Source organism: Klebsiella pneumoniae complex sp. WS1778, from assembly GCF_049472055.1.
GTDB classification, from domain to species: domain Bacteria; phylum Pseudomonadota; class Gammaproteobacteria; order Enterobacterales; family Enterobacteriaceae; genus Klebsiella; species Klebsiella quasipneumoniae.
In genome coordinates this window covers 207,959-234,357 of record NZ_JBKGTJ010000005.1, presented here as the reverse complement: position 1 = coordinate 234,357, position 26,399 = coordinate 207,959, and the positions used below count along the sequence as shown (strand labels likewise).

Here is a 26,399-nt window from a genome sequence, read left to right as displayed (position 1 = left end):
CAGTAGTGAAGAAAACAAAAAAAGTCAGTCTGGCCTGGCAAATTTTGCTAGCCCTGGTGCTGGGTATCCTTCTGGGCAGTTATCTGCATTACCACGCCGAAAGTCGCGATTGGTTGATTAGCAATTTGCTGACACCGGCGGGCGATATCTTTATCCATCTGATTAAAATGATCGTGGTCCCGATTGTTATTTCGACCCTGGTGGTCGGGATTGCCGGCGTGGGCGATGCCAAACAGTTAGGCCGGATCGGCGCCAAAACGATTATCTATTTCGAAGTGATCACCACGGTGGCGATCGTGCTGGGTATCACCCTGGCCAACGTCTTTCAGCCGGGAACAGGCATTGATATGTCGCAGCTGGCGGCGGTTGATATTTCGAAATACCAGAATACCACCGCTGAGGTGCAGAGCCATGCGCATGGCCTGATGGGCACCATCCTGTCGCTGGTGCCAACCAACATCGTGGCGTCGATGGCGAAAGGCGATATGCTGCCGATTATTTTCTTCTCGGTGCTGTTTGGTCTGGGGCTCTCCTCGCTGCCGGCGACGCACCGTGAACCGCTGGTGACGGTCTTCCGCTCCATCTCCGAAACCATGTTCAAAGTCACCCATATGGTGATGCGCTATGCGCCGATCGGGGTGTTCGCCCTGATTTCAGTGACCGTCGCCACCTTCGGGTTCGCCTCGCTGTGGCCGTTGGCCAAGCTGGTGCTGCTGGTTTACTTCGCGATCCTGTTTTTCGCGCTGGTGGTGCTGGGGATTGTCGCCCGCCTGTGCGGCCTGAGCATCTGGATCCTGATCCGCATCCTAAAAGATGAGCTGATTCTGGCTTACTCCACCGCCAGCTCCGAGAGTGTGCTGCCGCGAATTATCGAGAAAATGGAAGCCTATGGAGCGCCGGCGTCGATCACCAGCTTCGTGGTGCCGACCGGCTACTCCTTTAACCTCGATGGCTCAACGCTGTATCAGAGCATTGCGGCGATCTTTATCGCCCAGCTCTACGGCATCGACCTCTCCATCTGGCAGGAGATCACCCTGGTGCTGACCCTGATGGTGACCTCGAAGGGGATCGCTGGCGTGCCGGGCGTCTCCTTTGTCGTGCTGCTGGCCACCCTGGGCAGCGTCGGGATCCCGCTGGAAGGTCTCGCCTTTATCGCCGGCGTTGACCGTATCCTCGACATGGCGCGTACCGCGCTGAACGTGGTGGGCAATGCGCTGGCGGTGCTGGTTATCGCCAAGTGGGAGCATAAGTTCGACCGTAAAAAAGCGCTGGCGTATGAACGCGAAGTGCTGGGCAAGTTTGATAAAACCGCCCAATAAAACACAAAGCCCGGCGCGAGTGCCGGGCTTTTTCTTATCCTTTACTGATCCTGTCAAACTCTTCGCAGCCGGTATCAAATCCCTCAAGACAGCTAACGTTCAGCCAGTGCAGCGCCTTCTGCTTATTCGGTTCGATAAAGCCTTTTTCCCCCTGCTGGAACATCATCCCGGCCCAGTATTCGGCATAGCCGGTCCGCGAGAGCGCTGAGCTGCCTTTGAAGTATTCGCTCGCTTTCACATCATCTTCCGGGCCGTGCACACCGCTGGCGTAGATCAGCCCGAGCAGCATCTGGGCGTCTACCGCCGCATCGCTTTCGCTGTCCTGGGCGGCATCCTGCAGGAGCGTGATGGCGTGCGCCACGTCGGTGGGACCGGCCTGACGGTTCACCAGCACCCGCGCGAGGACGATTTCCCCGGATTTACTGCCGGCCTTAACGGCTTTTTCCGCCAGCTGGCGGGCCTGCGGATAGTCCGCCTGCTGCGGATTGCGAATTTTGAGCTGCGCCAGCAGGGCCAGCGCGTCACCATCGCCTTGCGCCGCTGCTTTCTGGGCCCAGAATTCGGCTTTCTGATAATCGCCGGAGCTGACCCAGGTATCCGCAAGGTAATATTGCGCGCGACGATCGCCGGCTTCCGCCTGCTGTTGATACTGACTGCCGGGTTCGGTGGCCACCGCTGCGCCGCTGGTGAAAACCAGTAAAAATAAAAAGAGGTATTTCATTTGTATTTATTATCAGCAAGGAACATAGCGCGCAGTATAAAGGGAGGCGAAAAAGAAGAAAATGGCGGGAATTAGCGGGGTGAATACCCGGATAGCGGCGCGTAGCGCCTTATCCGGGCTACGGTTCGGTATTCGGTTGGTAGCCCCGGTAAGCGTAAGCGCCACCGGGGAGGGTTCCCGGATATCGGGTATGGCCGTCGAACCTTAACCCATCGCGCTTTCGCGCAGGCGGGATTTCAGCTTGTTGTACTCGTCGATCACGTACTGTTCCGCCGCGCGCTGATCGGCAATCCGCTCAACGTTGACCGCGCAGTACTTGTACTCCGGCGTTTTGGTTATTGGGCTCAGGTTCTCCGACACCAGCTCGTTACAGGCGCCAATCCACCACTGGTAGGTCATATACACCGCGCCTTTATTCGGCCGGTCGCTGACCTGCGCGCGGGTGATGATCCGACCCTTGCGCGAATTCACCCACACCAGCGCTTCATCCTCAATGCCTAACCGTTCGGCGTCGGCGGTGTTGATTTGCGCATAGCCAGGCTCATCCGCCAGCGCCGCCAGCGCCGCGCAGTTACCGGTCATTGAACGGCACGAGTAGTGGCCGACTTCGCGCACCGTCGACAGCACCATCGGGTACTCGTCGGTGAGCTTATCGATCGGCGCGACCCAGTCGCAGGTGAAGAACTGCGCCAGCCCGTTCGGGGTATCGAACTTCTCTTTAAACAGATACGACGTCCCCTGATCGGCGTCGGACTCATCGCGGCACGGCCACATCACATAGCCGAGCTCACCCATTTTCTCGTAGGTGGCGCCGTAGAAGTCCGGGCACAAATGCCGCAACTCGTCCCAGATCTCCTGGGTGTTGTTGTAGTGCATCGGATAACCCATCCGGGTAGCGATTTCGCTGATGATCTGCCAGTCGGTTTTCAGATCCCACTTCGGCTCCACGGCTTTAAAGAAGCGCTGGAAGCCGCGGTCCGCTGCGGTGTACACGCCTTCGTGCTCGCCCCACGACGTGGACGGCAGGATGACGTCGGCCGCGGAGGCGGTTTTGGTCATGAAAATGTCCTGGACGATCACCAGTTCCAGATCGTCGAACGCTTTGCGCACCGCTGACAGTTCAGCATCGGTCTGCAGCGGATCTTCACCCATAATGTACGCCGCCCGCACTTCACCGTGCGCCGCGCGGTGCGGCAGCTCGCTGATGCGATAGCCGGTATGCGCCGGCAGGCTGTCGACGCCCCAGGCTTTGGCGAACTTCTCGCGGTTTTCCGGGAACTTAACGTACTGGTAGCCTGGATAGGTATCCGGCAGCGCACCCATATCGCAGGCGCCCTGGACGTTGTTCTGGCCACGCACCGGGTTGACGCCGACGCTCGGTTTGCCGAGGTTGCCGGTGAGGATCGCCAGGCTGGTCAGGGAACGCACGGTCTCCACGCCCTGGTAGAACTGGGTAACGCCCATGCCCCACAGAATGGCGGCGGATTTGGCGCTGGCGTACATCCGGGCGCAGGCGCGGATCTCCTGGGCGCTGACCCCGGTGATCTCCTCCACCGACTCCGGCGTGTAGCCTTCAACGATTTTGCGATACTCCTCGAAGCCTTCGGAACGGCTGGCGACGAAGGATTTATCGTACAGATCCTCTTCAATAATCACGTGGCCAATCGCGTTGAGCAGCGCGATATTCGAGCCGTTCTTCAGCGCAATGTGCATATCGGCGATGCGCGCGGTTTCAATTTTGCGCGGGTCGCAGACGATAATTTTCGCCCCGTTGCGTTTAGCGTTAATGACGTGATTCGCCACGATAGGGTGGGAATCCGCCGGGTTGTAGCCGAAGATAAACACCAGATCGGTGTTATCAATCTCTGTGATGGCATTACTCATGGCGCCGTTACCGACCGACTGGTGCAGACCTGCAACCGAAGGGCCGTGTCAGACGCGAGCGCAGCAGTCGACGTTATTGGTACCAATAACGGCGCGCGCGAATTTTTGCATCACATAGTTGGTTTCATTACCGGTGCCGCGGGAGGAGCCGGTGGTTTGGATCGCATCCGGGCCATATTTGGCTTTAATGGCGCTGAGGCGAGTGGCGACGTAATCCAGCGCCTCATCCCAGGAGACAGCTTCCAGCTTGCCGCCGCGTTGACGACGGATCATGGGGGTTTTCAGGCGCGGCGTCAGGATCTGGGTATCGTTAATAAAGTCCCAGCCATAATAGCCTTTCAGGCACAGGGTTCCCTGGTTGGTTTTCCCCTGCGCCGCTTCAGCCCGAACGATTTTGCCGTTATCGACCACCAGATTGATTTTGCAACCTGATGCGCAATACGGGCAAACCGTGACGACTTTTTTCATCGGTCTTGCTCCAGTTATTCAATGGGCGCGTTTGCGCTATCGCGCCGTCACTATGCATCTTCTATGCCATATTTTCATTGTGGGTATTCCTTGATGATACGCGGCTTTTTTGGGCGAAATGCTGACGAAAAACAGCCTGTCGACAGATTTGACGTGTCGATACCCTGGAGATGTGACGGCGCTTGAAAAAATGTCACCGGGAGAGGAATTTGTCGGCGCAGCCTTGCAGAATCGATCAGACTGACACTAACTCCCCGCGGGCAGAGGCAAAGATGAAACCGGTCATTTTAGTGGTCGATGACGACATAGCGATGGGCGAGCTGCTCAGAGATGTGCTCGGCGCGCACGCGTTTGAGGTGCTGGTCTGCCAGACCGGCGGCGACGCGCTGGCGACGGTGGCGCAGCGGGCGGACATCGCGCTGGTTTTGCTGGATATGATCCTGCCGGATACCAATGGCCTGCAGGTGCTTCAGCAGCTGCAGCGCACCCGGCCGGAGCTGCCGGTGGTGATGCTCTCCGGCCTGGGCAGTGAGTCCGATGTGGTGGTGGGCCTGGAGATGGGCGCCGATGATTACATCGCCAAACCGTTCAGTTCGCGGGTGGTGGTCGCCCGGGTGAAGGCGGTGCTGCGGCGCAGCGGGGCGCTGGCCAGCGAGGCGCCGGGCGTCGCCGCCGGCCTGACGTTCAACGGCTGGCGGCTGGATACCACCCGCTGTGAGCTGTATAACCCGCAGCAGCAGGCGATCCCGCTGACCCAGGGAGAATACGGTTTGCTGCTGGCGCTGGCGCAGAACGCCCGCCGGGTACTGAACCGCGAACAGTTGCTGGCGCTGACCCATACCGAAAGCACCGAGGTGTTCGACCGCACCATCGATGTGCTGATCATGCGCCTGCGGCGCAAAATCGAGCTGAACCCGCATCAGCCGACGCTGATTAAAACGCTGCGCGGCCTGGGCTATGTCTTTTCCGCCGACGTGACCCACAGCGAGAAGGCGGCATAGTGCGGGAAGCTGTCTAACCGGCCTGGCCATTGCTGGGGGAGTCAACCCTTCTAATTATTTTGCAACTGAATAAACGTCTGTAGCTCAGTGAGCGTTTTGGCGCCGTCGATCGCATTGGCAGCCTGCAGGCTGGCGCGGGCGCAGGCGTGGGCCAGCTGCAGACTGTCGGTTAACGGCCAGCGTTCGTGGCTGCCGTACAGCAGGCCGGCGCAGAAGGCATCCCCGGCGCCGACGCTGCCGACAATCTCCTCCGGCGGCAGCCGCCATGACGGCACCCAGCGCCCGGCTTCGGTACGTGAGACGCCCCATGCCCCCTCCGGGCAGTGGATCACCACCCGTTGGCGCACGCCGGCGTCAAGCAATGCGCTGGCGGCGCTGGCGATATTGGCGACGTGCGGCTCGCCGTTGGGTAGCCGAATCTCCAGCCCGCTAAACTCGCTGGCTTCCAGTTCATTGATGGTCAGGTAGTCAAGATGCGCCAGCGCCGGCAGGACCAGCGGGCGGTAGCGCGGGTCGCCCTTGCGCGACACCAGATCGAGGGAAACCTCATAGCCTCGCTCGCGCATCTGCGCCAGCAGTCGCGCGCTGCGGGTGCCGTACACTTCGTCGGGGCGATCGAGACTCTCAAGCAGCAGCAGATAGCCGAGATGGAAAATTTTCAGCGGCGCATCCAGCGGCTCAAAGGCCGGAAGGTCAAGCAGGCGGTTGGCGCCGGGGGAGTGAAAAAAGGTACGCTGACCGTCAGCGTCGGTCATCACCTGAGTCATCGAGGTGGGGGCAGAGCTGGTGCGCTGCACGAGCTGGCGATTGATATGGTACTGATCGAGCATGGCGGTAATGTAGTCGCCATCGTTATCCTCGCCAATCAGGCCGACCGCCTGCAGCGGCAGGCCGGCGTGCATTTTGGCCAGGGTCAGCAGGACGTTCAGCGGCGCGCCGCCGGTGGCGCGTTCGCTATGCATAATCTCCACCAGCCAGCCGCGCTCCGGCCACTGTCTGATCTGGTGGACATGATCGACCAGCATGTTGCCTGCGGCAATAATGCCTTTACGTTCCATGATCGCTACTCCGCGCCGTCATACTTGTTAAGCGTAGCGCACAATCGGCGGAACGATCGTGCGCCCGGTTGCGCTTATTTCACGGTCCAGCCTTTGTAAGAGCTGACGTTGTTTTTGTCGATCATGGTCACCGGGATCAGCACCGGCGCGGTTGGGGCCGGTTTGCCCTGCAGGATGTTGTAGCCAATTTCCACCGCCTTCGCCGCCATCACCTGGGGATCCTGCGCCGGCGTTGCGACAAACAAGGAGTTCTTACGCTTCAGTGCCTCTTCGCCGTCCGGGCTGCCGTCGACGCCGACGATGAAGAACTCGCTGCGCTGCGCCTGTTTCGCTGCCAGATCGGCGCCAATCGCTGTCGGATCGTTGATCGCGAACACGCCGTCAATCTTCGGATTGGCCGCCAGCAGGGAGGTCATCACCTCCAGTCCGCCTTCCCGGCTGCCTTTGGCGTTCTGGTTGGAGGACAGAATTTTTATATCCGGGTGTTTTTTGAACTCCGTTTCGCAGCCTTCGACGCGGTTTTGTACGGCGGAGACCGGCGGCCCGTTGATGATCACCACGTTGCCTTTGTTGTTCAGACGATCGCTAATGTATTTACAGGCCAGCTCGCCCGCCTGGGTGTTATCGGAGGTGATGGTGGCGTCGGCCCCTTCGGCGGCAACGTCAACCGCCACCACCACGATCCCGGCCTCTTTGGCCCGTTTCACCGCCGGGCCAATGCCTTTCGAATCGGCGGCGTTGAGGATAATCATATCGACTTTGGCGGCGATAAAGTTATCGATCTGCGCCACCTGCTGGCCCAGATCGTAGCCGCTGGAGACCAGCGTCACTTTGACGTTATCCCCCGCCAGCTTGCGGGCTTCCAGCTCCGCGCCCTTGGTGATCTGCACAAAGAACGGGTTGGCAAGGTCGCCCACCGTCACGCCAATCGCTTTCAGCTCTTTGGCCGACGCAAAAGGGGAGGCGGCCAGCAGCGCGCCAGCACACAGCGCGGTGACTATCGGTTTTAAACGCATTCGCTTTTCCTCGCAGGTAAGATGGTGTTGTTATGCACTTTGATGATGTCGGGTACGGTATTTGTCGATCAGCACCGCAATGATGATCACCGCCCCTTTGATCACCAGTTGCCAGAAGTAGGAGACCCCCATCAGGGTCATACCGTTATTGAGGGTGGCGATAATCAGCGCCCCCACCAGCGTACCGGTGATGGTGCCGATCCCGCCGACGAAGCTGGTGCCGCCAAGAATGACCGCGGCGATGGCGTCCAGCTCGTAGCCGACCCCGAGGTTACCGTTGGCGCTGTACAGCCGGGAGGCGCTCATCACTCCGCCAAGGCCGGAGAGCAGGCCGCTCATGCCATAGACAAACAACAGCACCAGCCAGACTTTAATGCCGGTCAGCCGCGCCGCCTGCATGTTGCCGCCCACCGCGTAGATATGCACCCCAAGGGTGGTTCGGCGCAGGATAAACCAGCACACCGCGATAACCGCCAGGGCGATGACCACCAGCCACGGTACCGGGCCGAGGTAGTCATTGCCGATCCACTCGAAGCTGATATCGGAGTTGATCACCGTGGTGCCGTCGGCCAGCAGATAGGCGGCGCCGCGCAGCGCCGTATAGGTGCCGAGAGTGACAATAAACGGCGGTAGCCCGGCGAAGGCCACCAGCGCGCCGTTGAACAGGCCGAGCAGCAGGCCGAGCATCAGCGCCGCCGGAATCGACAGCAACGCCAGCTCCGGGATCAGCGAGACCACCATTGCCGCCACCGCGGTGGTGCCGAGAATGGAGCCGACGGAAAGGTCAATGCCGCCGGTGAGGATGATGAAGGTCATTCCCGCCGCCAGCACAATGTTGATCGAGGCCTGGCGGGTGATATTCAGCAGATTGCTTTCCGTGAAGAAGTTGGGGGCGATAAAGCCGAAGACGGCGACGATCAGGATGAGGATCGGCAGAATGCCGACGGTCTGCATCAGGTCGCCCATCAGCATTTTTTTCGCCGAAGCGGATTTCGCGACCGGCGCGGAGGTCTCTTTCGGTATGCTCATAGTTGCCCTGCCTTAAGGTGAGAATCGTTCACGCCGGTGGCCAGCGTCATGATCTGTTCCTGGCTGATATCGCCGGACTGCAGCTCGCCGGCGATAGTCCCTTCGCGCATCACATAGACCCGGTCGCTCATGCCCACCACTTCGGGCAGTTCGCTGGAGATCATCAGAATGGCGACGCCCTGGCGCGCCATGTCGTTCATGATGCGGTAAATCTCGCTTTTCGCGCCGACGTCGACGCCGCGGGTGGGTTCATCAAGGATCAGAATGCGCGGGCCAATCGCCACCCAGCGTGAAATCAATAATTTCTGCTGGTTGCCGCCGGACAGCCCGCCGGCGCGCACCTGGGCGTGCGGTACGCGGATGTTCAGCAGCTGGATGGCATCATCGGAGATGGTTTGCGCCTTCCGGCGGTTGAGCATTCCCCAGGTCGCGTCGCGCTCCAGCGTCGCCATGGTGATGTTTTCCTGGGCCGCCAGTTCGAGAAACAGGCCCTGCTCTTTGCGGTTTTCGGTCAGAAAGCCGATGCCATGGTCGATGGCTTCGCGCGGCGAGTGGATCACCACCGGCTCGCCGTCGATCTCGATCACCCCGCCGGTGGCTTTGCGCACGCCAAAGATCAGCTGCGCCAGTTCGGAGCGTCCGGCGCCGACCAGCCCGGCGAGGCCGACGATTTCGCCGGCATGCACCACCAGGCTGCTGGGCTTAACCTTACCGCCATCGGTCAGATCCTCGACCCGCAGGCGCGGCTGGCCGCGGGGAATATCGCGCTCTTTATTGAACAGATCGCTGAGCGGACGGCCGACCATCATGCGCACCAGCTCCGGTGCGTTGAGCTTGTCGCGCACCAGGCTGCCGACATACTGCCCGTCGCGCAGGACGCTGACCCGGTCGGAGAGCTCATACACTTCCGCCATGCGGTGGCTGATATAGATAATCGCCATCCCCTCATCGCGCAGGCGCAGGATGAGGTCGAACAGGCGCTGGGTTTCCCGCGAGGAGAGGGCGGCGGTGGGTTCATCCATCACCAGAATGCGGCTTTGACGGTGCAGGGCGCGGGCGATCTCCACTTGCTGCTGCTCGGCGATGGTCAGGGTCATCACCCGGTCGCTGGCCCTGAACTGGGCGCCGAGACGGTCGATCACCGCCTGCGCCTGGCTGAGCATGGCTTTGCGCTGCACCAGGCCACCGCGCGCCAGCTCGCTGCCGAGGAAGATGTTTTCCGCGACGGTCAGGTTCGGCGCCAGCTGCATCTCCTGGTAGATCAACGTGATCCCGGCGGCCAGCGCGTCCTTGGGGCCGCGGATCGTTTGCGGTTTCCCGTCGATCAGGATCTCGCCGCTGGTGGCGGTATAGGCGCCGGCGAGGATCTTCATCAGCGTGCTTTTTCCGGCGCCGTTTTCCCCCATCAGGGCATGGATCTCGCCGGGCCAGACCGTCAGGTCGACGCCCTTCAGCGCGTAGAATTTGCCAAAAGCTTTGGCGATATGGCGCATTTCCAGTACCGGGGTGGCGGTCATCACGGCGCTCCTGTCTGCGAGAACAATAGCAGCAGTCCACCACCGGAAAATAAATGCAGGATGTCAGAATCCATTCATATTTGTCATAGTGATAAATAGTTAACCGCGATCACAGTTACGCGGCGTCATTTTCTGCACCGTCACGCTTATCTGCCGACCGTTCCTTCACCGGAGTTGCTATGACCGCTCGCCGACACCCGTTTTTCACCAGCGCCCGTGGCCGCCTGCTCTCCTTTAATCTGCTGATGGTGGTCGTCACCCTGCTGGTGAGCGGCGTGGCGGTGTTCGGCTTTCACCACGCCAGCCAGCTGCAGGAGCAGGTGCAGCGCCAGACCCTCAACGATATGCGCGGCAGTATGGATCTGGCGCGGGACACGGCGAATGTCGCCACGGCCGCGGTGCGCCTGTCGCAGGTGGTGGGCGCGCTGGAGTACAAAAGCGAAGCGGAACGGCTGCTGGCGACGCAGCAGGCGCTGAAGCACTCGCTGGCCCAGCTGGCGGCGGCCCCGCTGGCGCAGCAGGAGCAGGCGCTGGTGGCCAGTATTATTCGCCGCAGCAACGCGCTGCAGCAGAGCGTGGCGGAGATGCTGGAGCGCGGCCAGCGCCGCCATCTGCAGCGCAATGCGCTGCTGAGTTCGCTTTACCAGAATCAGAGCAACCTGCGCCATCTCGCCGATCTTAACGATCGCGGCGGGGAGCGGGCGATCGATCCTCGCCGGCTGGCCGAGATGGACCGGCTGATCGTCGCCGCGATCCATACCGTCACGCCGCGGTCGATCGTCCTGCAGCTCGACCAGCTGCGCGGCGACCTGCCGGCCCATAGCGCCGATCCCGCGCTGGCGTTTGTTCTCCCCGACGTCACCCGGGAGCTGGCGAAGCTGGCCCCGCTGTCGGCCCAGCTGGAGGAGAGCGACCTGACGATCAGCTGGTACATGTACCACATCAAAGCGCTGGTCGCGCTGCTTAACGACGACATCAATCAGTACGTGACCCGGGTGGCGGAAGCCTCCGAACAGCGGGCGGCGCAGAGCCATCGGGAGCTGCGCTCCATCAGCATGTTTATTCTGCTTTCCGCGCTGCTGGCGCTGGCGATCACCGGCTGCGCCGGGTGGTACATCTACCGTAACCTGGGCTCTAACCTGACCGCTATCTCGCGGGCGATGTCGCGGCTGGCTCAGGGAGAGCCGAACGTCTCGGTGCCGGCCCTGCAGCGGCGCGACGAGCTGGGCGAACTGGCGCGCGCCTTTAACGTTTTCGCGCGCAATACGGCGTCGCTGGAGCACACCACCCGGCTGCTGAAAGAGAAGACCACCCAGATGGAGATCGATAGGATTAAGCGTCAGGAGCTGGAGGAGGCGCTGTTGCACAGCCAGAAGATGAAGGCCGTCGGCCAACTGACCGGAGGCCTGGCGCATGATTTTAACAACCTGCTGGCGGTGATCATCGGCAGCCTTGAGCTGGTGGAGCCGAATGCGCAGGATGCGCCACGCCTCACCAGGGCGCTGAAGGCGGCGGAACGCGGGGCGCTTCTGACCCAGCGGCTGCTGGCCTTTTCGCGTAAGCAGGCGCTGCATCCCCAGGCGGTGGCGATGGCGCCGTTGCTGGAGAACCTCAGCGAGCTAATGCGTCACTCCCTGCCGGCGACCTTGAGCCTGGAGATTGAGGCGCAGTCGCCGGCGTGGCCGGCATGGATAGACGTCGGCCAGCTGGAAAACGCCCTGATTAACCTGGTGATGAACGCCCGCGACGCCATGGCCGGGCGCGCGGGCGTCATTAAAATTCGTACCTGGAATCAGCGGGTCACCCGCAGCAGCGGCCAGCGGCAGGATATGGTGGCTCTGGAGGTGATCGATCACGGCTGCGGCATGTCGCAGGCGGTGAAAGCCCGGGTGTTTGAACCCTTCTTTACCACTAAAGCCACCGGCAGCGGCAGCGGCCTGGGGCTGTCGATGGTGTATGGCTTTGTGCGCCAGTCGGGCGGCCGGGTGGCGCTGGAGAGCGCGCCGGGGCAGGGGACGACGGTGCGGCTGCAGCTGCCGCGGGCGATGACCGAGGTAGAGAAGGCGGTGGCGCCGGTGGAAGACGAACCAATCCCGGCGGGAGAACGGCTGGCGCTGGTGCTGGAAGATGAAGAGGATGTTCGCCAGACGCTGTGCGAACAGCTGCATCAGCTGGGCTGGCTGACGCTGGAAACCGCCAGCGGGGAAGAGGCGCTGCAGCTGCTGGAGGCCTCGCCGGATATTGCCCTGTTGATTAGCGATCTGATGCTGCCCGGCGGGCTGAGCGGCGCCGATGTGATCCATACCGCGCGCCGCCGCTTTCCGGCGCTGCCGGTGCTGCTGATCAGCGGTCAGGATTTGCGCCCGGCGCAGAACCCGGCCCTGCCGGAGGTGGAGTGGCTGCGTAAGCCCTTTACCCGCGCTCAACTGGCGCAGGCGCTGAGTGCAGCGTACGCGAGGATTTGAGATTCCTCCGCTACCCGGGCGGCATGCCGATGATTAAGGTAGCGGCAGGACTCTGATGAGATTGGCCCCGATGAAACGTTACGCAATCGCACTGCTCTTTTGCACTCTGTCGCTGACCAGCCTGGCCGCCCGCGCCGATATTATCGATGACGCGATCGGCAATATTCAGCAAGCCATTAACGACGCCTATAACCCGGGTAGCAGTCGCTCTGATGACGACGACAGATACGATGACGATGGCCGGTATGATGACGGGCGCTATCAGGGAAGTCGCCAGCAGAGCCGTGACAGCCAGCGTCAGCATGACGATCGGCAACGCCAGCTGGACGATCGCCGCCGTCAGCTGGATGAACGCCAGCGCCAGCTCGATCGCGATCGCCGCCAGTTAGAAAGCGATCAGCGTCGTCTGGACGATGACTATTGATCGCCCCGCAGCAGACCGACGCCTAATCCAGCACGATTTCCATCCCGTCATAACCCGCTTCGAAACCTTCCGGTAGCGGGTTATCCATCATCCAGACGTCAAACTGATGGCTGATATGGGTGAGGATCACCCGCGGACAGCCTATCGCCTGGTTAAGGGCGCGAACGGTATTGAAATCGTTATGGTTACGCGGGGTCTGCGCCCGCGGCTCATGGCTGCAGTCGATGATCATCGCCTGCGGGCGGTTGCTGAGTAAAAACTTCAGCGTCTTGTCCGGCAGCCCGGCGGTATCCGAGAGCCAGGCTACCCGACTGTGGGCCGACTCCAGCAGATAACCGAAGGTGAGCTTCGAATGGTTGAGCGGCAGGGGCGTTACCCGCAGGCCCTGCAGCTCAAACACCACAAACGGCGTGACGGTATGGCTGAAGTCGAGCAGGCCGGGGTGCTTGAACAGATCGTCGCAGCCGGCGTCGTCCGGCGGGCCGTAGACCGGGATCGGCGCGCCCACGCCCCAGCGCAGCGGAAACAGCCCCTGCACATGATCCAGGTGATAGTGGGTTAGCAGCACCTGCTGAAAGCTGCCGGCGGGATGATGTTCCATCAGATCCGGTCTGCCGGCGTCCAGCAGCGTCACTGCGCTGTTGAACGTCACCACCCCGCTACAGGGGCGTCGGCGATGGCTTTCCTCGCGGCGGGCGCGGCGGCAGGCCGCGCAATCGCAGCCAAAGGCCGGCACCAGCTGAGCGCCGCCGGTGCCGGTTAAGCGGAGGGTCAGGCTCATCGTGTCACCTTTGGTTTATACCAGCGGATCCGCTTCGCGCACCGCGTGGCTGCGCAGCAGGCGGAAAAATTCATCGACCGATTGTCGGAGACTGCCGTCGTTATTCAGCGTCAGGCAATCGTCCGGCTTATAGCGCGCGGCGCGGTCCAGACGCTGGGCGATATCCACCGCATTTTCCCGGCCGCGCTGCTCCAGCCGCTGGCGCAGCACCGGCGGCGAGACGGCGAGACAGATCGGCACCAGCACCTCGCCGTAGCGTTCCCGCGCCAGCGCCAGATGGGCGCGGGAGCCATTGGCCACCACGTCGAAGCCGGCGTGCAGCCACAGGTCGATCTCCACGCCAATGCCATAGTAAGTATGGTTGGCGTGCCAGCTGAGGGCAAAGAGATGCTGCTCGGCGCGGGTAAAAAATTCATGTTCGCTGAGGGCGATATGGTTTTCGTTACCGGCGTTAAAGGGCCGGGTAATGTAACGATGCGCCACCAGCAGCTGCGGGTGCTCGCGCTGGCGCAGCGCCGCCAGCAGGCTGTCTTTCCCGGAGCCGGAGGGGCCCACCAGCCAGATCAGTTTTCCCGGCATTAAAAGACCCTCCTTCCCTGGCGCCAGACATGGTCGATGTGGACATGCTCGCCGCGACGGTGCGCCAGCACCAGGTCGGCGCGTTTCCCCTCGGCGATGACGCCGCGATCGTCAAGGCCCAGCGCCTGCGCCGGATGTTTGCTGACCAGACGGATCGCCTGCGCCAGGGTGAAGGCGTTATCCTCGGCGTCGGCGATGCGGAATGCGGCATCCAGCAGGCTGGCGGGATAGTAGTCGGAAGAGAGAATGTCGAGCAAACCGTGGTTCGCCAGCAGGTGGGCGGCGACGTTGCCGGAGTGGGAACCGCCGCGCACGATATTCGGCGCCCCCATCAGGACGTGCATCCCGTGCTGACGTGAAGCCTGCGCCGCGGCCAGGGTGGTGGGAAACTCGGCGATGACGCTACCCAGCTGGTGGGATTCAGCCACATGCGCCTCGGTGGCGTCGTCGTGGCTGGCGAGGGCGATACGGCGGGCGCGGCACATGGCGGCGATGGTCTGGCGATTGGGCTGCGACCAGGTGGCGGCCAGAGCCATCTGCTCGGCTTCAAAACGGTCCATTTCGTCATGCGTCAGATGATATTTTCCCTGATAGTAATCGCGGTACTTGCTGCGATCGGCGTACTGACGCTGGCCGGGCGAGTGGTCCATCAGAGAGACCATGCTCACCGACTCGCGGTCGATCAGCTTTTCAAACAGCGGCAGCGTGGTGTGATGCGGCAGCTCGCAGCGCAGGTGCAGGCGGTGCTCTGCGCGGTTAAGACCGCGCTTTTGCGTCTCTTCCACCGCATTGACCATCTTCTCCAGATTCTCAAGACGATCGCCGCCATCGCGCACGTCGCCAATCGCCACGGCGTCCAGCACGGTGGTGATGCCGCTGGCGACCATCATTGCGTCGTGGCTGCTCATCGCCGAGTGGGCCGGCCAGTCTACCTTCGGCCGCGGGGTAAAGAACTTGTCGAGGTTATCGGTATGCAGCTCGATAAGGCCCGGCAGCAGCCAGCCGCCTTCCCCATCCAGCGCCTGCGGCAGCCGGCTCTGGCTTTCAGCGAAGGCGAGAATGCGACCGTCCTGGACTTCCAGCGAACCGTGGACCACGTCATCGTCGAGAACCAGTTTTACGTTATTGATAATCATGCTGTTATTCCCATGGGGTGCAGCCGGTCGGCGACCTGACGGCGTACCCCTTCGTCATGGAAAATCCCGACGATGGCCGCGCCGCGCGCTTTGGCATCGTGGATCAGGTCGACCACGGCAGCACTGTTTTTGCCATCCAGTGAGGCGGTGGGTTCATCGAGGAGCAGGATCGGATAGTCGACCGCAAAACCGCGGGCGATATTGACCCGTTGCTGTTCGCCGCCGGAAAAGGTCGACGGCGCAAGGTGCCACAGACGTTGCGGAACGTTGAGGCGGGTCAGCAGCTGGGCGGCTTTGGCGGCGCTCGCTTCACGCGGCGTCCCGAGATCGAGCAGCGGCTGCATCACCACCTCCAGCGCCGAAATACGCGGGATCACCCGTAGAAACTGGCTGACCCAGCCGATGGTGGTTTTGCGCACTTCCAGCACCTTGCGCGGCGTGGCGGTGACCAGGTCCACCCATTCGTCGCCGTGGCGGATATGAATATGGCCGCTGTCCGGCAGATAGTTGGCGTACAGCGAACGCAGCAGGGTCGATTTGCCGCTGCCGGAGTGACCGTGGAGCACCACGCACTCCCCGGCGTTAACGGTCAGCGAGGCGTCGGCCAGCACCGGCAGACGCACGCCGTGCTGCTGGTGCAGAACAAAGGTTTTATGGACGTTTTCAACGCGGATCATGTTAGCTCTCACGAGGTTGGGTTGCCGGGTGGCGCTTCGCTTACCCGGCCTACGAATAACGCACCTGTGGGCCGGGTAAGGCGCAGCCGCCACCCGGCAAAACAGCATTAATTCTGCAACACCGACGACACCAGCAGCTGGGTATAAGGATGGTGCGGATCGTCGAGCACCCGGTCGGTTAAGCCACTTTCCACCACCTGGCCCTGCTTCATTACCAGCAGTCGGTTCGCCAGCAGGCGGGCGACGCCGAGATCGTGGGTAACAATCACTACCGCCAGATTCAGCTCCACCGCCAGGCCACGCAGCAGATCAAGCAGCCGCGCCTGCACGGACACATCCAGCCCGCCGGTGGGTTCATCCATAAACACCAGCTTCGGCTGGGTGACCAGATTGCGGGCAATCTGCAGACGCTGCTGCATGCCGCCGGAGAAGGTGGTGGGCAGGTCGTCGATGCGCGAGGGCGGGATCTCCACCTCCTGCAGCCACTTTTCAGCGGTGGCGCGAATGTTGCCGTAGTGGCGGGCGCCGGTGGCCATCAGCCGTTCGCCGATGTTGCCCCCGGCGGAGACCTGGCGACGCAGACCGTCCATTGGGTGCTGATGCACCACCCCCCATTCGGTGCGCAGCAGGCGGCGGCGTTCGGCTTCGCTCATGGCGTACAGCGAGCGCTGCTGGTACAGCACCTCGCCCCGCTGCGGCGTCAGGCGGGCGGAGATTGCCTTCAGCAGGGTGGTTTTACCGGAGCCGGACTCGCCGACGATGCCGAGCACTTCTCCCGGCCACAGCTCGAAGGAGACATCGCGAAAACCTTTATCAGGGGCGTAGAGATGGGTCAGGTTATTCACAGCAAGTAATGGCTGGTTCATTTTTTCTGCCCCTCGCTCTGCTGGCGGCAATAGTCGGTATCGGAGCAGACAAACATCCGCTGGCCGCTGTCATCCAGCACCACTTCGTCGAGGTAGCTGTGGCGCGAGCCGCAGATGGCGCAGGGTTCATCCCACTCCTGGACGGTAAATGGGTGGTCGTCGAAATCGAGACTCTCCACCGGGGTATAGGGCGGCACGGCGTAGATCCGCTTTTCGCGCCCGGCGCCGAACAGCTGCAGCGCCGGCATCATATGCATTTTCGGGTTATCGAATTTCGGGATCGGCGAGGGATCCATCACGTAGCGGCCATTGACCTTCACCGGGTAGGCGTAGGTGGTGGCGATATGGCCGAAGCGGGCAATATCTTCATACAGTTTCACCTGCATCACGCCGTACTCTTCCAGGGCGTGCATGGTGCGGGTTTCGGTTTCACGCGGCTCGATAAAGCGCAGCGGCTCCGGGATCGGCACCTGGTAGATCAGGATCTGATCCTCCACCAGCGGCGTCTCCGGGATGCGATGGCGGGTCTGGATCAGGGTGGCGTCTTCGGTACGCTCGGTGGTGGCGACGCCGGTAACACGCTTAAAGAACTGACGAATCGACACCGCGTTGGTGGTGTCATCGGCGCCCTGGTCAATCACCTTCAGCACGTCGTTCTCGCCGATGACGCTGGCGGTCAACTGGATGCCGCCAGTGCCCCAGCCGTAGGGCATCGGCATTTCGCGACCGCCGAACGGCACCTGGTAGCCGGGAATGGCTACCGCTTTGAGAATAGCCCGGCGGATCATGCGCTTGGTTTGCTCGTCGAGATAAGCAAAGTTATAGCCAGTCAGTGGGTTAGCCACGTTCGTTCTCCCGTTGCAGGCGTTTCAGCAGCGCCAGTTCGGCCTGGAAATCGACATAGTGCGGCAGCTTCAGATGCGAGACGAAGCCGGCGGCTTCAACGTTATCGGCGTGGGCCAGCACAAACTCTTCATCCTGGGCGGGACCGGCAATCTCTTCGTCATAGTCCGCCGCCTGCAGGGCGCGGTCGACGAGGGCCATGGCCATCGCTTTGCGCTCGCTCATGCCGAAGGTCAGACCGTAGCCGCGGGTGAAGTGCGGCGGCTCATCCTGCGGGGCGACGAAGCCGTTGACCATTTCGCATTCGGTGAGCAGCAGCTCGCCAATATTGACGCTAAAGCCCAGCTCTTCCGGGACAATCTCCACCTGCACGTAGCCGCTGCGGATCTCGCCGGCAAACGGATGGTTGCGGCCATAGCCGCGCTGAGTCGAATAGGCCAGCGCCAGCAGGTAGCCTTCATCGCCGCGCATTAGCTGCTGCAGGCGCGAAGAACGTGAGCAGGGGTAGACCGGCGGGGTGCGGGTGATATCGTCGGGCGGTGTGCCGCGATCTTCCTCGGCCTTCGCCAGACCCTGCTGCGTGAGCAGGCTAAAGACGTGCGGCGTCGGCTGCGTGTCGCACTCGGCTTGCTGCACAGAAGGCGCTTCGCCGTTTGCCAGCAGGGTAAAATCGAGCAGGCGGTGGGTGTAGTCGTAAGTGGGGCCCAGCAGCTGGCCGCCGGGGATATCTTTGTACACTGCCGAGATGCGGCGTTCGAGACGCATTTTGGCGGTGTCGATCGGTTCGCTAACCGCCAGCCGCGGCAGGGTGGTGCGGTAGGCGCGCAGCAGGAAGATCGCTTCGACGTTATCGCCGCTGGCCTGTTTGAGCGCCAGCGCCGCCAGTTCGCGGTCGGCGATGCCGCCCTCGGTCATCACCCGGTCCACCGCCAGATTGAGCTGTTCGCCTATCTGGTCAACGCTCAGTTCGGGAAGCCGTCCATCGCCCCGTCGTTTCTGTTCCTGTAAGGCGTGAGCGGCGCGGATCGCCTTCTCGCCGCCCTTGACGGCAACGTACATTTAGCAAACCTCCACGTGAGTGGTGCGCGGGATCGCCAGCAGGCGCTCGCCGCAGGTGAGGATCAGATCAATGCCCAGCGGGAACGGGTGTGGGCGCTCCGTCAGTTCGTCAATGATGCAGTCCGGCAGCTGAGGGGCGATCATTCGCTCTTCGGCAATGCCCGCCCCGGTCAGGCGCAGCATGCGTCCGCCGCTAAGGCTGGCGAGCTGAACGATCAGCGTGACGCCGGTCTCCGGGGCGGTGACGGTGCCAGCGGAGAGGACGTTGAGCTGCTCGGCGCTGATGCCGTCATTGGCGACGGCAAAGACCGCCTGCTGCGGCTGGTCCACCAGCGGCGCGCCGGTATGAAAGCGCAGATTCTGTCCCACCAGATCGTTATGCAGAGCGCTGGCGAGCCAGACCGGCGTTTCGCGATCGGCAAGGGTCAATAGCAGGCTGGTGGAAGCGACGTTCAGCGGCTGCCAGCCGTGCTGTAACTGCTGCAGGGAGACAATCACCCCCGGCTCGCTCATCGCTTTCAGCAGGCGACGAAAACTGTGTTGGGCATCCTGCACAGCCAGGGAAAAAGCGGGTTGTAAGGTCATGCGTTATCTCCGCGAACCAGGGTAAAGAAGTCGACCCGGCTGGCGTTGACTTCGGCGCGTCGGGCTTCAATGCGCGCGCTGCGTAGCGCTTCCAGCGGGGTTATCAGGGTTTCCATTAAATTGTGAAAATGGCGGGGTGACTGCAGCAGGGCGTCGATGGCCGCGCAGCGTTCGGCGTGCGGGCGGTCGCGGCCTAAGATCCAGCTGTAGCCGAGCGTTCCGTCGGCCAGACGTACCGCGGCGCGGGTGAGCGTGGCGTCGCCGGCGAAGAAACGGTCGCCGATACCGCCCATCCGGGCCTGAAGCTGCACCAGGCCAGTCTCGGGAGTGCGGATCAGTTCATACTCCGGCGCCAGCTGCAGGGAGTGCATGCGCGCCAGAAGATCTTGCGGTTCACTGTGGGCCAGCACGGACATCCAGCGCTGGCGGGTGGCGGTATCGAAGTGCATTCAGTGCTCCATGGTGAATTCAATCATGTCGGCGCGGGTGAGGCTGACGGAGTATTCGGTGGCGGCCTGCTCGCCCTGGCGGCTGTTGAGGGTGCGGACGCAGAGCAGCGGCGCCATATTGGGGATCTCCAGCAGTTTGCTCTCTTTCGCCTGTGCGCGACGGGCGCTGATTTTGGTGCGCACCCGGGTCAGTTCGACGTCAAGCCGATCGCGCAGCAGGTCGTGCAGCGAGCCGTGGCTGAAGGTCTGTAACACCGGCCAGAAGCGCAGGTCGGCGAAGTAGTGGTCAATCAGGCACAGGGCGACGCCATTGACCCGGCGCAGGGTGCGCAGATGAATGACGTTCTCGCCCTCGCTAATACCAAAGGCTTCAGCAACGTGCGCGCTGGCGGGGCGCAGTACCGACAGCAGTTTTTCGCTGGTGGGATCGCTGCCTTGTTCCAGCAGGTTTTGGCTGAAACGCGCCTGGGCGTTGAGCGGGTAATCGATCGGCCGCATCAGCACCAGCACGCCGACGCCCTGACGGCGTTGTACCCAGCCGCGCTCAACCAGCTGGTCGATCGCCCGGCGCAGGGTGTGGCGGTTTACGTCGAAGCGCGTCGCCAGCTGCTGCTCGGCGGGCAGATAGTCACCGCAGCGATAGTGGTGGCGCAGCTCCTGCTCAAGCCGGGCGGCGATTTCCTGATAGCGCGTGGGATAACTGGTCGGATGTCTGGACAGGTGCATGGTCATCAAGCCTCACACAGCATAGGCGAGGAGCTTCCTCGCGTTGTGAGCCGATCCTGACCGGTTTATGTTGCAGTTCGGTTAAGTGATGATGACTAAAGTATGAAGAGTTAATGCCAGACGGATGACAGGGCGGCCAGGCCGCCCTGGCGGGGTCAGCCTTGTTTGACCACGTTGATCATCCAGGGAACGCCAAAGCGATCCACGACTTTGCCGAAGCCGTGGGCCCAGAAGGTTTCCTGCCAGGCCATCTCAATGCGTCCGCCGACCGCCAGCGCTTCGAACCAGCGCTGACCTTCAGCGACATCCCTGGGATCGAGGACGAGGGTGAAGCCGGCGTAGTGTTCATCGGGCCCGAAGGCGCTGTCGCTTAGCATCAGCTCGCCGTTGCCGATGCGCAGGCTGGCGTGGGCGATGGCGTCATTCGCCATTTTCTGGCCAGACGGGCAGCCGTCAGAGGCTTCCTGCGCCGAAGGCGGCATTTCGCCAAAGGTCATTTTAAACATCAGCTCCGCGCCCAGCGTCTGCTGATAGAAGGCGATCGCCTCGGCGCAGTTGCCCGCAAAGGCAAGGTAGGGACTTAAGGACATGGTGAATACCTCAGTGACCGTAACCCGTAAAGCGTAGTCGCCCGCAGCGGGATTGAGCCAGACGGCAGCGCGAAAATGGGGGTGGGAATACCGCTGCAGGGGGCAGCATAAATAGCGGCGGCTGGCCGGATAAATAACCGGATACGCAGGGAGGCGAGGGACCGTCAGGATATCGGGAGCGGCGACGGCGATAGGGGAAAATAATCGCGTCGCCTGCCCGGAAATAAATCAGTTCTTTTTGACGAATTCAGATTTCAGCTTCATCGGGCCAAAACCGTCAATTTTGCAGTCAATATTGTGATCGCCTTCGACCAGGCGGATATTCTTCACTTTGGTGCCGATTTTCAGCATCGAAGAGCTGCCTTTAACCTTCAGATCCTTCACTACCGTGACGCTGTCGCCATCGGCCAGTAAATTGCCGTTGGCATCTTTAACGATCAGAACGTCGGTTTCTTCCGTGGCTTCGGCAGGGTTCCACTCATGGGCGCATTCCGGGCAGATGTACATGCCGTTGTCTTCATAAGTGTAAGTCGAATCGCATTTTGGGCAGTGTGGCAGTTGCATGACGTTCCTCGTGATGTCGTCGAAAAACAGGACGTTGGTCCTTTAAACAGTGGCTGAGAGCCGAAAGTGGGTGTGATTATAGCGCAATCACCCACTTTTGTCGGGTGTTTTTTTGCTAAAAAATAGCCGTGGTGTTATTCCGGGAAGAAGCGAATAAACGCTGAAATTAACCGCCCGAGGTGGAGCAAAATCGACGAAATAATTTCCGGGCGATCGGCAGGAAATGAACTTATTTATTTTTCGACACTCTGTAATTAGGCGGTAAATTTATGTGAAGTTGATCGCAGATATAAACACTGTTAGGGTAAAAAAGGGGAGCAGGTCAATTTCATCAATTATCACGATGAGCCGCTCTATTTATTCACCAGTAGCCAGAGCAGGCGTCAACAGGTTCGGTTGTACATTCTGTCAGCAGACAGTGCAGGCAAACCTGCTACGCTTGAAATGAGGAGCACAGCAATTCACCGCTCCTGACGCACGATGCGAATGGCTTTGCCATTCGGCGAAGAGGCGTGCACTCAAGGCGGAGTAGCAGAGGAAAAATATGCTTAAAAGGAAAAAAATAAAGCCCATCACCCTTAAGGATGTGACCATCATCGACGATGGTAAACTGAAAAAGGCGATCACCGCGGCCTCCCTGGGCAACGCGATGGAGTGGTTCGATTTCGGCGTCTACGGCTTTGTGGCCTACGCCTTAGGTAAAGTCTTCTTCCCCGATGCCAACCCAAGCGTGCAGATGATTGCCGCACTCGGTACCTTTTCCGTTCCATTTTTAATACGTCCGCTGGGCGGCCTGTTCTTCGGGATGCTGGGCGATAAATATGGTCGGCAGAAAATTCTCGCGATAACTATCGTGATCATGTCGATAAGTACTTTCTGTATCGGCCTTATTCCTTCGTATGCCACGATAGGTATCTGGGCGCCGATCCTGCTGCTGCTGTGTAAAATGGCGCAGGGTTTCTCGGTCGGTGGTGAATATACCGGGGCATCGATCTTCGTCGCGGAATACTCCCCTGACCGTAAACGCGGGTTTATGGGCAGCTGGCTGGACTTTGGCTCCATCGCCGGGTTTGTGATGGGGGCTGGCGTGGTGGTCCTGATCTCCAGCGTAGTGGGGGAACAGAACTTCCTTGAGTGGGGTTGGCGTATCCCGTTCTTCCTGGCGCTGCCGTTAGGCATCATCGGGCTCTATCTGCGCCATGCGCTGGAAGAAACCCCGGCGTTCCAGCAGCATGTGGACACCATGGAGCAGGGCGACCGTGAAGGTCTGCAGGACGGGCCGAAGGTCTCCTTTAAAGAGATTGCCACGAAGCACTGGCGAAGCCTGCTGACCTGTATCGGTCTGGTGATTTCCACCAACGTGACCTATTACATGCTGCTGACCTACATGCCGAGCTACCTGTCGCATAACCTGCACTACTCGGAAGATCATGGGGTGCTGATCATCATCGCCATCATGGTCGGGATGCTGTTTGTACAGCCGGTTATCGGTATGCTCAGCGACCGCTTCGGCCGCCGTCCGTTTATCCTGATTGGTAGCGTGGCGCTGTTTGCCCTGTCGATCCCGGCCTTCATTATGATCAACAGCAACGTGATTGGCCTGATCTTCGCCGGTCTGCTGCTGCTGGCGGTGGTGCTGAACTGCTTTATCGGGGTGATGGCCTCCTCGCTGCCGGCGATGTTCCCGACGCACATCCGCTTCAGCGCCCTGGCCAGCGCCTTTAACATCTCGGTGCTGATTGCCGGTCTGACGCCAACCCTGGCGGCGTGGCTGGTGGAAACCACGCAAAACCTGATGATGCCGGCGTACTACCTGATGGTGATCGCCATGGTGGGTATGGCCACGGGCCTGTCGATGAAAGAGACCGCTAACCGTCCGCTGAAAGGGGCGACCCCGGCGGCATCGGACATCCAGGAAGCGAAAGAAATCCTTGGCGAGCACTACGATAACATCGAACAAAAAATCGAAGATATCGATCAGGAGATTGCCGATCTGCAGGCAAAACGGTCGCGACTGGTGCAGCAGCATCCGCGTATCAACGACTAACCGTTTTTCACGATAAACCATGCCGCCTGGGGAAACCCCGGCGGCATTTTTTATGCCTCCGGCAGGGCCAGACCGTGACGACGCTGTTGGCTGAGTTTACGGTACTGCTGCGGCGGCATTCCCACGTAGCGGGTGAAGGTGCTGTAGAAGCGACTGCTGGAGCGGAAACCGGCGGTGAGGGCAATATCCAGGATGGTCTTGTCGGTATCGCTCAGCAGCGCCCGCACATGATTGATGCGCATGGCGGTAATGTACTGCTTCATGGTTTGCTGCATCACTCTCTGGAACACCCCCATCGCATAGTTCGGGTTGAGCTTAACGTGCTCGGCGACGGCATTGACGGTCAGCGCCTGGTCGTAGTGGGCGGCGATAAACTCCAGCATCTGGCTGACATAAAACTGCGCATGGCGCGAGACGCTATTCTTATGGGTGCGCGAGGTTTTGTTAACCAGAATCGGCTGCCAGCCGGCGAGGCTCAGCCGCTTCAGCATCAGGGCGATTTCATCGATCGCCAGCTGGCGAATTTGTTCATTGTCGTGGTTCAGCTCCTGCTGCCAGCGGCGCACCTCGAAGGCGCTCAGCTGCTGGGCGGCGAGGGATTTAATCACCATCCCGTGGGTCACGTGGTTGATCAGCTCCCGGTCCAGCGGCCATGAGAGAAACAGATGCATCGGCAGGTTAAAGATCGCCATCTGCTGGCACTCCCCCGGGCGGGTCAACTGATGCGGCGTACAGGCCCAGAACAGGGTGATATAGCCTTTCTCAATGCGCACTACTTCGTTATTGATCAAATACTCCACATCGCCATCGAACGGCACGTTGACCTCTACCTGGCCATGCCAGTGGCTGGTGGGCATGGCGTGCGGAGGGCGCAGCTCGATATCCATACGCTGATACTCAGAGTAGAGCGCCAGCGGGCTGCGGCTCTGCTTTTCATCGCTGCTGCACATAAAGGGATCGGGGGGCAGGGAGGTGAAGCGGTGTTCCATCGTTAGCGTATTCCTGAATTGTCAGAGTGGCTGCATTTTTCGCCAGAACTGACCACAGCTTAGCGGAAGAATCGGCCCATTTTCTCTCCTTTTTGCGCAATTTGTTCCCGAATACTCAGATTTTGTGGCGCTTAATGGCCGATCTGAGTTTTCGGGAATGCTCCGGTGGGAACAGGGCAGCGCAACGCTGAACGGCGTGCCACTCTGCAAGGGTTCAATGACCAGAATGGAGAGAGCGTAATGACCGCCCCAAAAATTACCTTTATCGGCGCCGGTTCGACGGTGTTCGTTAAAAATATTCTCGGTGATGTTTTCCAGCGCCCGGCGCTGAAATCGGCGCATGTCGCGCTGATGGATATCGATGACACCCGACTGGAAGAGTCGCATACCGTGGTGCGCAAGCTGATGGATTCCGTCGGCGCGAAGGGCGAAATCAGCTGCCATCGCGATCGCAAAACCGCCCTGCAGGGCGCTGATTTCGTTGTGGTCGCCTTCCAGATTGGCGGCTATGAGCCCTGTACCGTCACTGATTTTGAGGTCTGTAAACGCCATGGCCTGGAGCAGACCATCGCCGATACGCTGGGTCCGGGGGGCATTATGCGCGCCCTGCGCACCATACCTCATCTATGGGCTATCTGCGACGACATGACCGAGGTCTGCCCGGACGCCACCCTGCTTAACTACGTCAACCCAATGGCGATGAACACCTGGGCCATCTACGCCCGCTACCCGCATATTAAACAGGTTGGCCTGTGCCACTCGGTGCAGGGAACGGCGGAAGAACTGGCGCGCGATCTTGACCTCAACCCGGCGGATTTACGCTACCGCTGCGCCGGGATTAACCATATGGCGTTCTATCTCTCGCTGGAGAAAAAGCTCGCCGACGGCAGCTATGTCAACCTTTATCCCGACCTGCTGCAGGCCTACGCTGACGGGCGCGCGCCGAAGCCTAACCTGCACGGCAACCCGCGCTGCGAAAACATCGTCCGCTATGAGATGTTCAAAAAGCTCGGCTACTTTGTGACCGAGTCGTCGGAGCATTTTGCCGAATACACGCCATGGTTTATCAAGCCGGGCCGCGAGGACCTTATCGCCCGCTATAAAGTGCCGCTGGATGAATACCCGAAACGCTGCGTCGAGCAACTGGCCAACTGGCATCAGGAGCTGGAGAGCTATCAGCGCGGCGAGCGCATCGAGGTGAAGCCATCCCGCGAGTATGCCAGCACCATCATGAACGCCATCTGGACCGGCGAGCCAAGCGTGGTGTATGGCAACGTACGCAATGACGGCCTTATCGACAACCTGCCGCAGGGCTGCTGCGTGGAAGTGGCTTGCCTGGTGGACGCCAACGGCATTCAGCCGACCAAAATGGGTGCGCTGCCGGCGCATCTGGCGGCGCTGATGCAGACCAACATCAACGTGCAGACGCTGCTCACGGAGGCGATCCTCACCGAAAATCGCGATTACGTCTATTACGCCACGATGATGGATCCGCACACCGCTGCGGTGCTGGGGATCGAAGAGATCTACGCGCTGGTGGACGATCTGATCGCCAGCCACGGCGACTGGCTGCCGTCCTGGCTGCATCGTTAATCTTCTCATGCCG

25 protein-coding genes and 1 pseudogene are annotated in these 26,399 nt (G+C 60.8%); 6 read left to right on the top strand and 20 right to left on the bottom strand.

Annotated elements, in window-relative coordinates; translation table 11 throughout:
• Nucleotides 1–5 precede the first annotated feature (5 nt).
• The gene (gene gltP, locus ACLEXF_RS21085) at nucleotides 6–1,319 is read left to right on the top strand and encodes a glutamate/aspartate:proton symporter GltP (protein ID WP_004206354.1); all 1,314 of its coding nucleotides are present in this window, start codon (nucleotides 6–8) and stop codon (nucleotides 1,317–1,319) included.
• A gap of 34 nt (nucleotides 1,320–1,353) precedes the next feature.
• Here gltP and ACLEXF_RS21080 read toward each other — a convergent pair whose 3' ends face one another.
• Together ACLEXF_RS21080 and fdhF are read right to left on the bottom strand one after the other, a co-directional pair.
• Complete coding sequence (locus tag ACLEXF_RS21080) at nucleotides 1,354–2,040, bottom strand: tetratricopeptide repeat protein (protein ID WP_004206356.1); 687 nt, start codon at nucleotides 2,038–2,040, stop codon at nucleotides 1,354–1,356.
• 204 nt (nucleotides 2,041–2,244) lie between these two features.
• On the bottom strand, nucleotides 2,245–4,392 hold the full coding sequence (fdhF, locus tag ACLEXF_RS21075; protein WP_077598907.1) for a formate dehydrogenase subunit alpha: 2,148 nt from the start codon (nucleotides 4,390–4,392) through the stop codon (nucleotides 2,245–2,247).
• 272 nt (nucleotides 4,393–4,664) lie between these two features.
• On the opposite strand from fdhF, the gene ACLEXF_RS21070 reads away from it, so the two are divergent.
• Nucleotides 4,665–5,393, top strand: a complete 729-nt coding sequence (locus tag ACLEXF_RS21070; RefSeq protein WP_004206359.1) for a response regulator — start codon at nucleotides 4,665–4,667, stop codon at nucleotides 5,391–5,393.
• Between the two features lie 50 nt (nucleotides 5,394–5,443).
• Here ACLEXF_RS21070 and ACLEXF_RS21065 read toward each other — a convergent pair whose 3' ends face one another.
• The 4 genes from ACLEXF_RS21065 to ACLEXF_RS21050 form a co-directional block, all read right to left on the bottom strand.
• Nucleotides 5,444–6,451 (bottom strand): carbohydrate kinase family protein, encoded by a 1,008-nt coding sequence (locus tag ACLEXF_RS21065; RefSeq protein WP_017900095.1) that lies wholly within the window; start codon nucleotides 6,449–6,451, stop codon nucleotides 5,444–5,446.
• 74 nt (nucleotides 6,452–6,525) lie between these two features.
• A complete protein-coding gene (locus tag ACLEXF_RS21060; RefSeq protein WP_004206362.1) occupies nucleotides 6,526–7,467 on the bottom strand; it encodes an ABC transporter substrate-binding protein in 942 nt (313 codons plus the stop codon).
• A 30-nt stretch (nucleotides 7,468–7,497) separates the two neighbouring features.
• A complete protein-coding gene (locus ACLEXF_RS21055) occupies nucleotides 7,498–8,496 on the bottom strand; it encodes an ABC transporter permease subunit (protein WP_004206363.1) in 999 nt (332 codons plus the stop codon).
• A complete protein-coding gene (locus tag ACLEXF_RS21050; protein ID WP_032456860.1) occupies nucleotides 8,493–10,013 on the bottom strand; it encodes a sugar ABC transporter ATP-binding protein in 1,521 nt (506 codons plus the stop codon). Before ACLEXF_RS21050 ends, ACLEXF_RS21055 begins: the two co-directional genes overlap by 4 nt.
• Before the next feature lie 179 nt (nucleotides 10,014–10,192).
• Here ACLEXF_RS21050 and ACLEXF_RS21045 point away from each other — a divergent pair, with 179 nt between their 5' ends.
• Together ACLEXF_RS21045 and yjdP are read left to right on the top strand one after the other, a co-directional pair.
• Nucleotides 10,193–12,478: an ATP-binding protein gene (locus tag ACLEXF_RS21045; RefSeq protein WP_064187835.1), complete on the top strand. Its 2,286-nt coding sequence runs from the start codon at nucleotides 10,193–10,195 to the stop codon at nucleotides 12,476–12,478.
• A 70-nt stretch (nucleotides 12,479–12,548) separates the two neighbouring features.
• The gene (gene yjdP, locus ACLEXF_RS21040; RefSeq protein ID WP_004206366.1) at nucleotides 12,549–12,902 is read left to right on the top strand and encodes a DDRRRQL repeat protein YjdP; all 354 of its coding nucleotides are present in this window, start codon (nucleotides 12,549–12,551) and stop codon (nucleotides 12,900–12,902) included.
• A 22-nt stretch (nucleotides 12,903–12,924) separates the two neighbouring features.
• Here yjdP and phnP read toward each other — a convergent pair whose 3' ends face one another.
• The 13 genes and pseudogenes from phnP to ACLEXF_RS20975 form a co-directional block, all read right to left on the bottom strand.
• Complete coding sequence (gene phnP / locus ACLEXF_RS21035) at nucleotides 12,925–13,683, bottom strand: phosphonate metabolism protein PhnP (RefSeq protein ID WP_064187836.1); 759 nt, start codon at nucleotides 13,681–13,683, stop codon at nucleotides 12,925–12,927.
• A 15-nt stretch (nucleotides 13,684–13,698) separates the two neighbouring features.
• Nucleotides 13,699–14,262 (bottom strand): ribose 1,5-bisphosphokinase, encoded by a 564-nt coding sequence (gene phnN, locus ACLEXF_RS21030; RefSeq protein WP_004206368.1) that lies wholly within the window; start codon nucleotides 14,260–14,262, stop codon nucleotides 13,699–13,701.
• Entirely contained in the window at nucleotides 14,262–15,398 is a 1,137-nt protein-coding gene (gene phnM / locus ACLEXF_RS21025) for an alpha-D-ribose 1-methylphosphonate 5-triphosphate diphosphatase (protein ID WP_004206370.1), read from the bottom strand. Before phnM ends, phnN begins: the two co-directional genes overlap by 1 nt.
• Nucleotides 15,395–16,075 carry a phosphonate C-P lyase system protein PhnL gene (phnL, locus tag ACLEXF_RS21020; RefSeq protein WP_004206372.1) on the bottom strand — a complete coding sequence of 227 codons (681 nt, stop codon included), beginning with the start codon at nucleotides 16,073–16,075 and terminating at the stop codon, nucleotides 15,395–15,397. Before phnL ends, phnM begins: the two co-directional genes overlap by 4 nt.
• A 107-nt stretch (nucleotides 16,076–16,182) precedes the next feature.
• Entirely contained in the window at nucleotides 16,183–16,941 is a 759-nt protein-coding gene (phnK, locus tag ACLEXF_RS21015) for a phosphonate C-P lyase system protein PhnK (RefSeq protein ID WP_004206373.1), read from the bottom strand.
• Nucleotides 16,938–17,786, bottom strand: coding sequence for an alpha-D-ribose 1-methylphosphonate 5-phosphate C-P-lyase PhnJ (locus ACLEXF_RS21010; RefSeq protein WP_002885202.1), 849 nt, complete (start codon nucleotides 17,784–17,786; stop codon nucleotides 16,938–16,940). Before ACLEXF_RS21010 ends, phnK begins: the two co-directional genes overlap by 4 nt.
• The gene (locus ACLEXF_RS21005) at nucleotides 17,779–18,843 is read right to left on the bottom strand and encodes a carbon-phosphorus lyase complex subunit PhnI (RefSeq protein ID WP_017900090.1); all 1,065 of its coding nucleotides are present in this window, start codon (nucleotides 18,841–18,843) and stop codon (nucleotides 17,779–17,781) included. The genes ACLEXF_RS21010 and ACLEXF_RS21005 overlap by 8 nt, the downstream gene beginning before the upstream one ends.
• Complete coding sequence (gene phnH / locus ACLEXF_RS21000; protein WP_053810865.1) at nucleotides 18,844–19,428, bottom strand: phosphonate C-P lyase system protein PhnH; 585 nt, start codon at nucleotides 19,426–19,428, stop codon at nucleotides 18,844–18,846.
• Entirely contained in the window at nucleotides 19,425–19,877 is a 453-nt protein-coding gene (phnG, locus tag ACLEXF_RS20995; RefSeq protein ID WP_004206376.1) for a phosphonate C-P lyase system protein PhnG, read from the bottom strand. Before phnG ends, phnH begins: the two co-directional genes overlap by 4 nt.
• Entirely contained in the window at nucleotides 19,878–20,603 is a 726-nt protein-coding gene (gene phnF / locus ACLEXF_RS20990; protein WP_004206378.1) for a phosphonate metabolism transcriptional regulator PhnF, read from the bottom strand.
• 155 nt (nucleotides 20,604–20,758) lie between these two features.
• Nucleotides 20,759–21,193, bottom strand: a complete 435-nt coding sequence (gene yjdN, locus ACLEXF_RS20985) for a VOC family metalloprotein YjdN (RefSeq protein WP_032456862.1) — start codon at nucleotides 21,191–21,193, stop codon at nucleotides 20,759–20,761.
• A gap of 228 nt (nucleotides 21,194–21,421) precedes the next feature.
• Nucleotides 21,422–21,757, bottom strand: coding sequence for a zinc ribbon domain-containing protein YjdM (locus tag ACLEXF_RS20980; RefSeq protein WP_004206382.1), 336 nt, complete (start codon nucleotides 21,755–21,757; stop codon nucleotides 21,422–21,424).
• A gap of 87 nt (nucleotides 21,758–21,844) precedes the next feature.
• Nucleotides 21,845–22,114 (bottom strand): annotated as a pseudogene (locus ACLEXF_RS20975) (hypothetical protein).
• Between the two features lie 187 nt (nucleotides 22,115–22,301).
• On the opposite strand from ACLEXF_RS20975, the gene proP reads away from it, so the two are divergent.
• Complete coding sequence (proP, locus tag ACLEXF_RS20970; RefSeq protein ID WP_004206383.1) at nucleotides 22,302–23,804, top strand: glycine betaine/L-proline transporter ProP; 1,503 nt, start codon at nucleotides 22,302–22,304, stop codon at nucleotides 23,802–23,804.
• A gap of 50 nt (nucleotides 23,805–23,854) precedes the next feature.
• On the opposite strand, the gene melR is transcribed toward proP, so the two are convergent.
• Entirely contained in the window at nucleotides 23,855–24,793 is a 939-nt protein-coding gene (gene melR / locus ACLEXF_RS20965) for a transcriptional regulator MelR (protein WP_023319524.1), read from the bottom strand.
• Nucleotides 24,794–25,033: 240 nt separating this feature from the next.
• On the opposite strand from melR, the gene ACLEXF_RS20960 reads away from it, so the two are divergent.
• A complete protein-coding gene (locus tag ACLEXF_RS20960; protein WP_053810864.1) occupies nucleotides 25,034–26,386 on the top strand; it encodes an alpha-glucosidase/alpha-galactosidase in 1,353 nt (450 codons plus the stop codon).
• Nucleotides 26,387–26,399: the final 13 nt, after the last annotated feature.

Coding starts and splice junctions, on each gene's coding strand:
- phnK (WP_004206373.1), bottom strand. CDS start 16,941: ATGAACCAGCCATTACTTGCTGTGAATAACCTGACCCATCTCTACGCC.
- ACLEXF_RS21045 (WP_064187835.1), top strand. CDS start 10,193: ATGACCGCTCGCCGACACCCGTTTTTCACCAGCGCCCGTGGCCGCCTG.
- ACLEXF_RS21070 (WP_004206359.1), top strand. CDS start 4,665: ATGAAACCGGTCATTTTAGTGGTCGATGACGACATAGCGATGGGCGAG.
- yjdN (WP_032456862.1), bottom strand. CDS start 21,193: ATGTCCTTAAGTCCCTACCTTGCCTTTGCGGGCAACTGCGCCGAGGCG.
- phnP (WP_064187836.1), bottom strand. CDS start 13,683: ATGAGCCTGACCCTCCGCTTAACCGGCACCGGCGGCGCTCAGCTGGTG.
- phnN (WP_004206368.1), bottom strand. CDS start 14,262: ATGCCGGGAAAACTGATCTGGCTGGTGGGCCCCTCCGGCTCCGGGAAA.
- proP (WP_004206383.1), top strand. CDS start 22,302: ATGCTTAAAAGGAAAAAAATAAAGCCCATCACCCTTAAGGATGTGACC.
- phnH (WP_053810865.1), bottom strand. CDS start 19,428: ATGACCTTACAACCCGCTTTTTCCCTGGCTGTGCAGGATGCCCAACAC.
- ACLEXF_RS20960 (WP_053810864.1), top strand. CDS start 25,034: ATGACCGCCCCAAAAATTACCTTTATCGGCGCCGGTTCGACGGTGTTC.
- ACLEXF_RS21060 (WP_004206362.1), bottom strand. CDS start 7,467: ATGCGTTTAAAACCGATAGTCACCGCGCTGTGTGCTGGCGCGCTGCTG.
- ACLEXF_RS21055 (WP_004206363.1), bottom strand. CDS start 8,496: ATGAGCATACCGAAAGAGACCTCCGCGCCGGTCGCGAAATCCGCTTCG.
- phnL (WP_004206372.1), bottom strand. CDS start 16,075: ATGATCCGCGTTGAAAACGTCCATAAAACCTTTGTTCTGCACCAGCAG.
- phnG (WP_004206376.1), bottom strand. CDS start 19,877: ATGCACTTCGATACCGCCACCCGCCAGCGCTGGATGTCCGTGCTGGCC.
- ACLEXF_RS21050 (WP_032456860.1), bottom strand. CDS start 10,013: ATGACCGCCACCCCGGTACTGGAAATGCGCCATATCGCCAAAGCTTTT.
- ACLEXF_RS21005 (WP_017900090.1), bottom strand. CDS start 18,843: ATGTACGTTGCCGTCAAGGGCGGCGAGAAGGCGATCCGCGCCGCTCAC.
- phnF (WP_004206378.1), bottom strand. CDS start 20,603: ATGCACCTGTCCAGACATCCGACCAGTTATCCCACGCGCTATCAGGAA.
- phnM (WP_004206370.1), bottom strand. CDS start 15,398: ATGATTATCAATAACGTAAAACTGGTTCTCGACGATGACGTGGTCCAC.
- melR (WP_023319524.1), bottom strand. CDS start 24,793: ATGGAACACCGCTTCACCTCCCTGCCCCCCGATCCCTTTATGTGCAGC.
- ACLEXF_RS20980 (WP_004206382.1), bottom strand. CDS start 21,757: ATGCAACTGCCACACTGCCCAAAATGCGATTCGACTTACACTTATGAA.
- ACLEXF_RS21080 (WP_004206356.1), bottom strand. CDS start 2,040: ATGAAATACCTCTTTTTATTTTTACTGGTTTTCACCAGCGGCGCAGCG.
- ACLEXF_RS21065 (WP_017900095.1), bottom strand. CDS start 6,451: ATGGAACGTAAAGGCATTATTGCCGCAGGCAACATGCTGGTCGATCAT.
- yjdP (WP_004206366.1), top strand. CDS start 12,549: ATGAAACGTTACGCAATCGCACTGCTCTTTTGCACTCTGTCGCTGACC.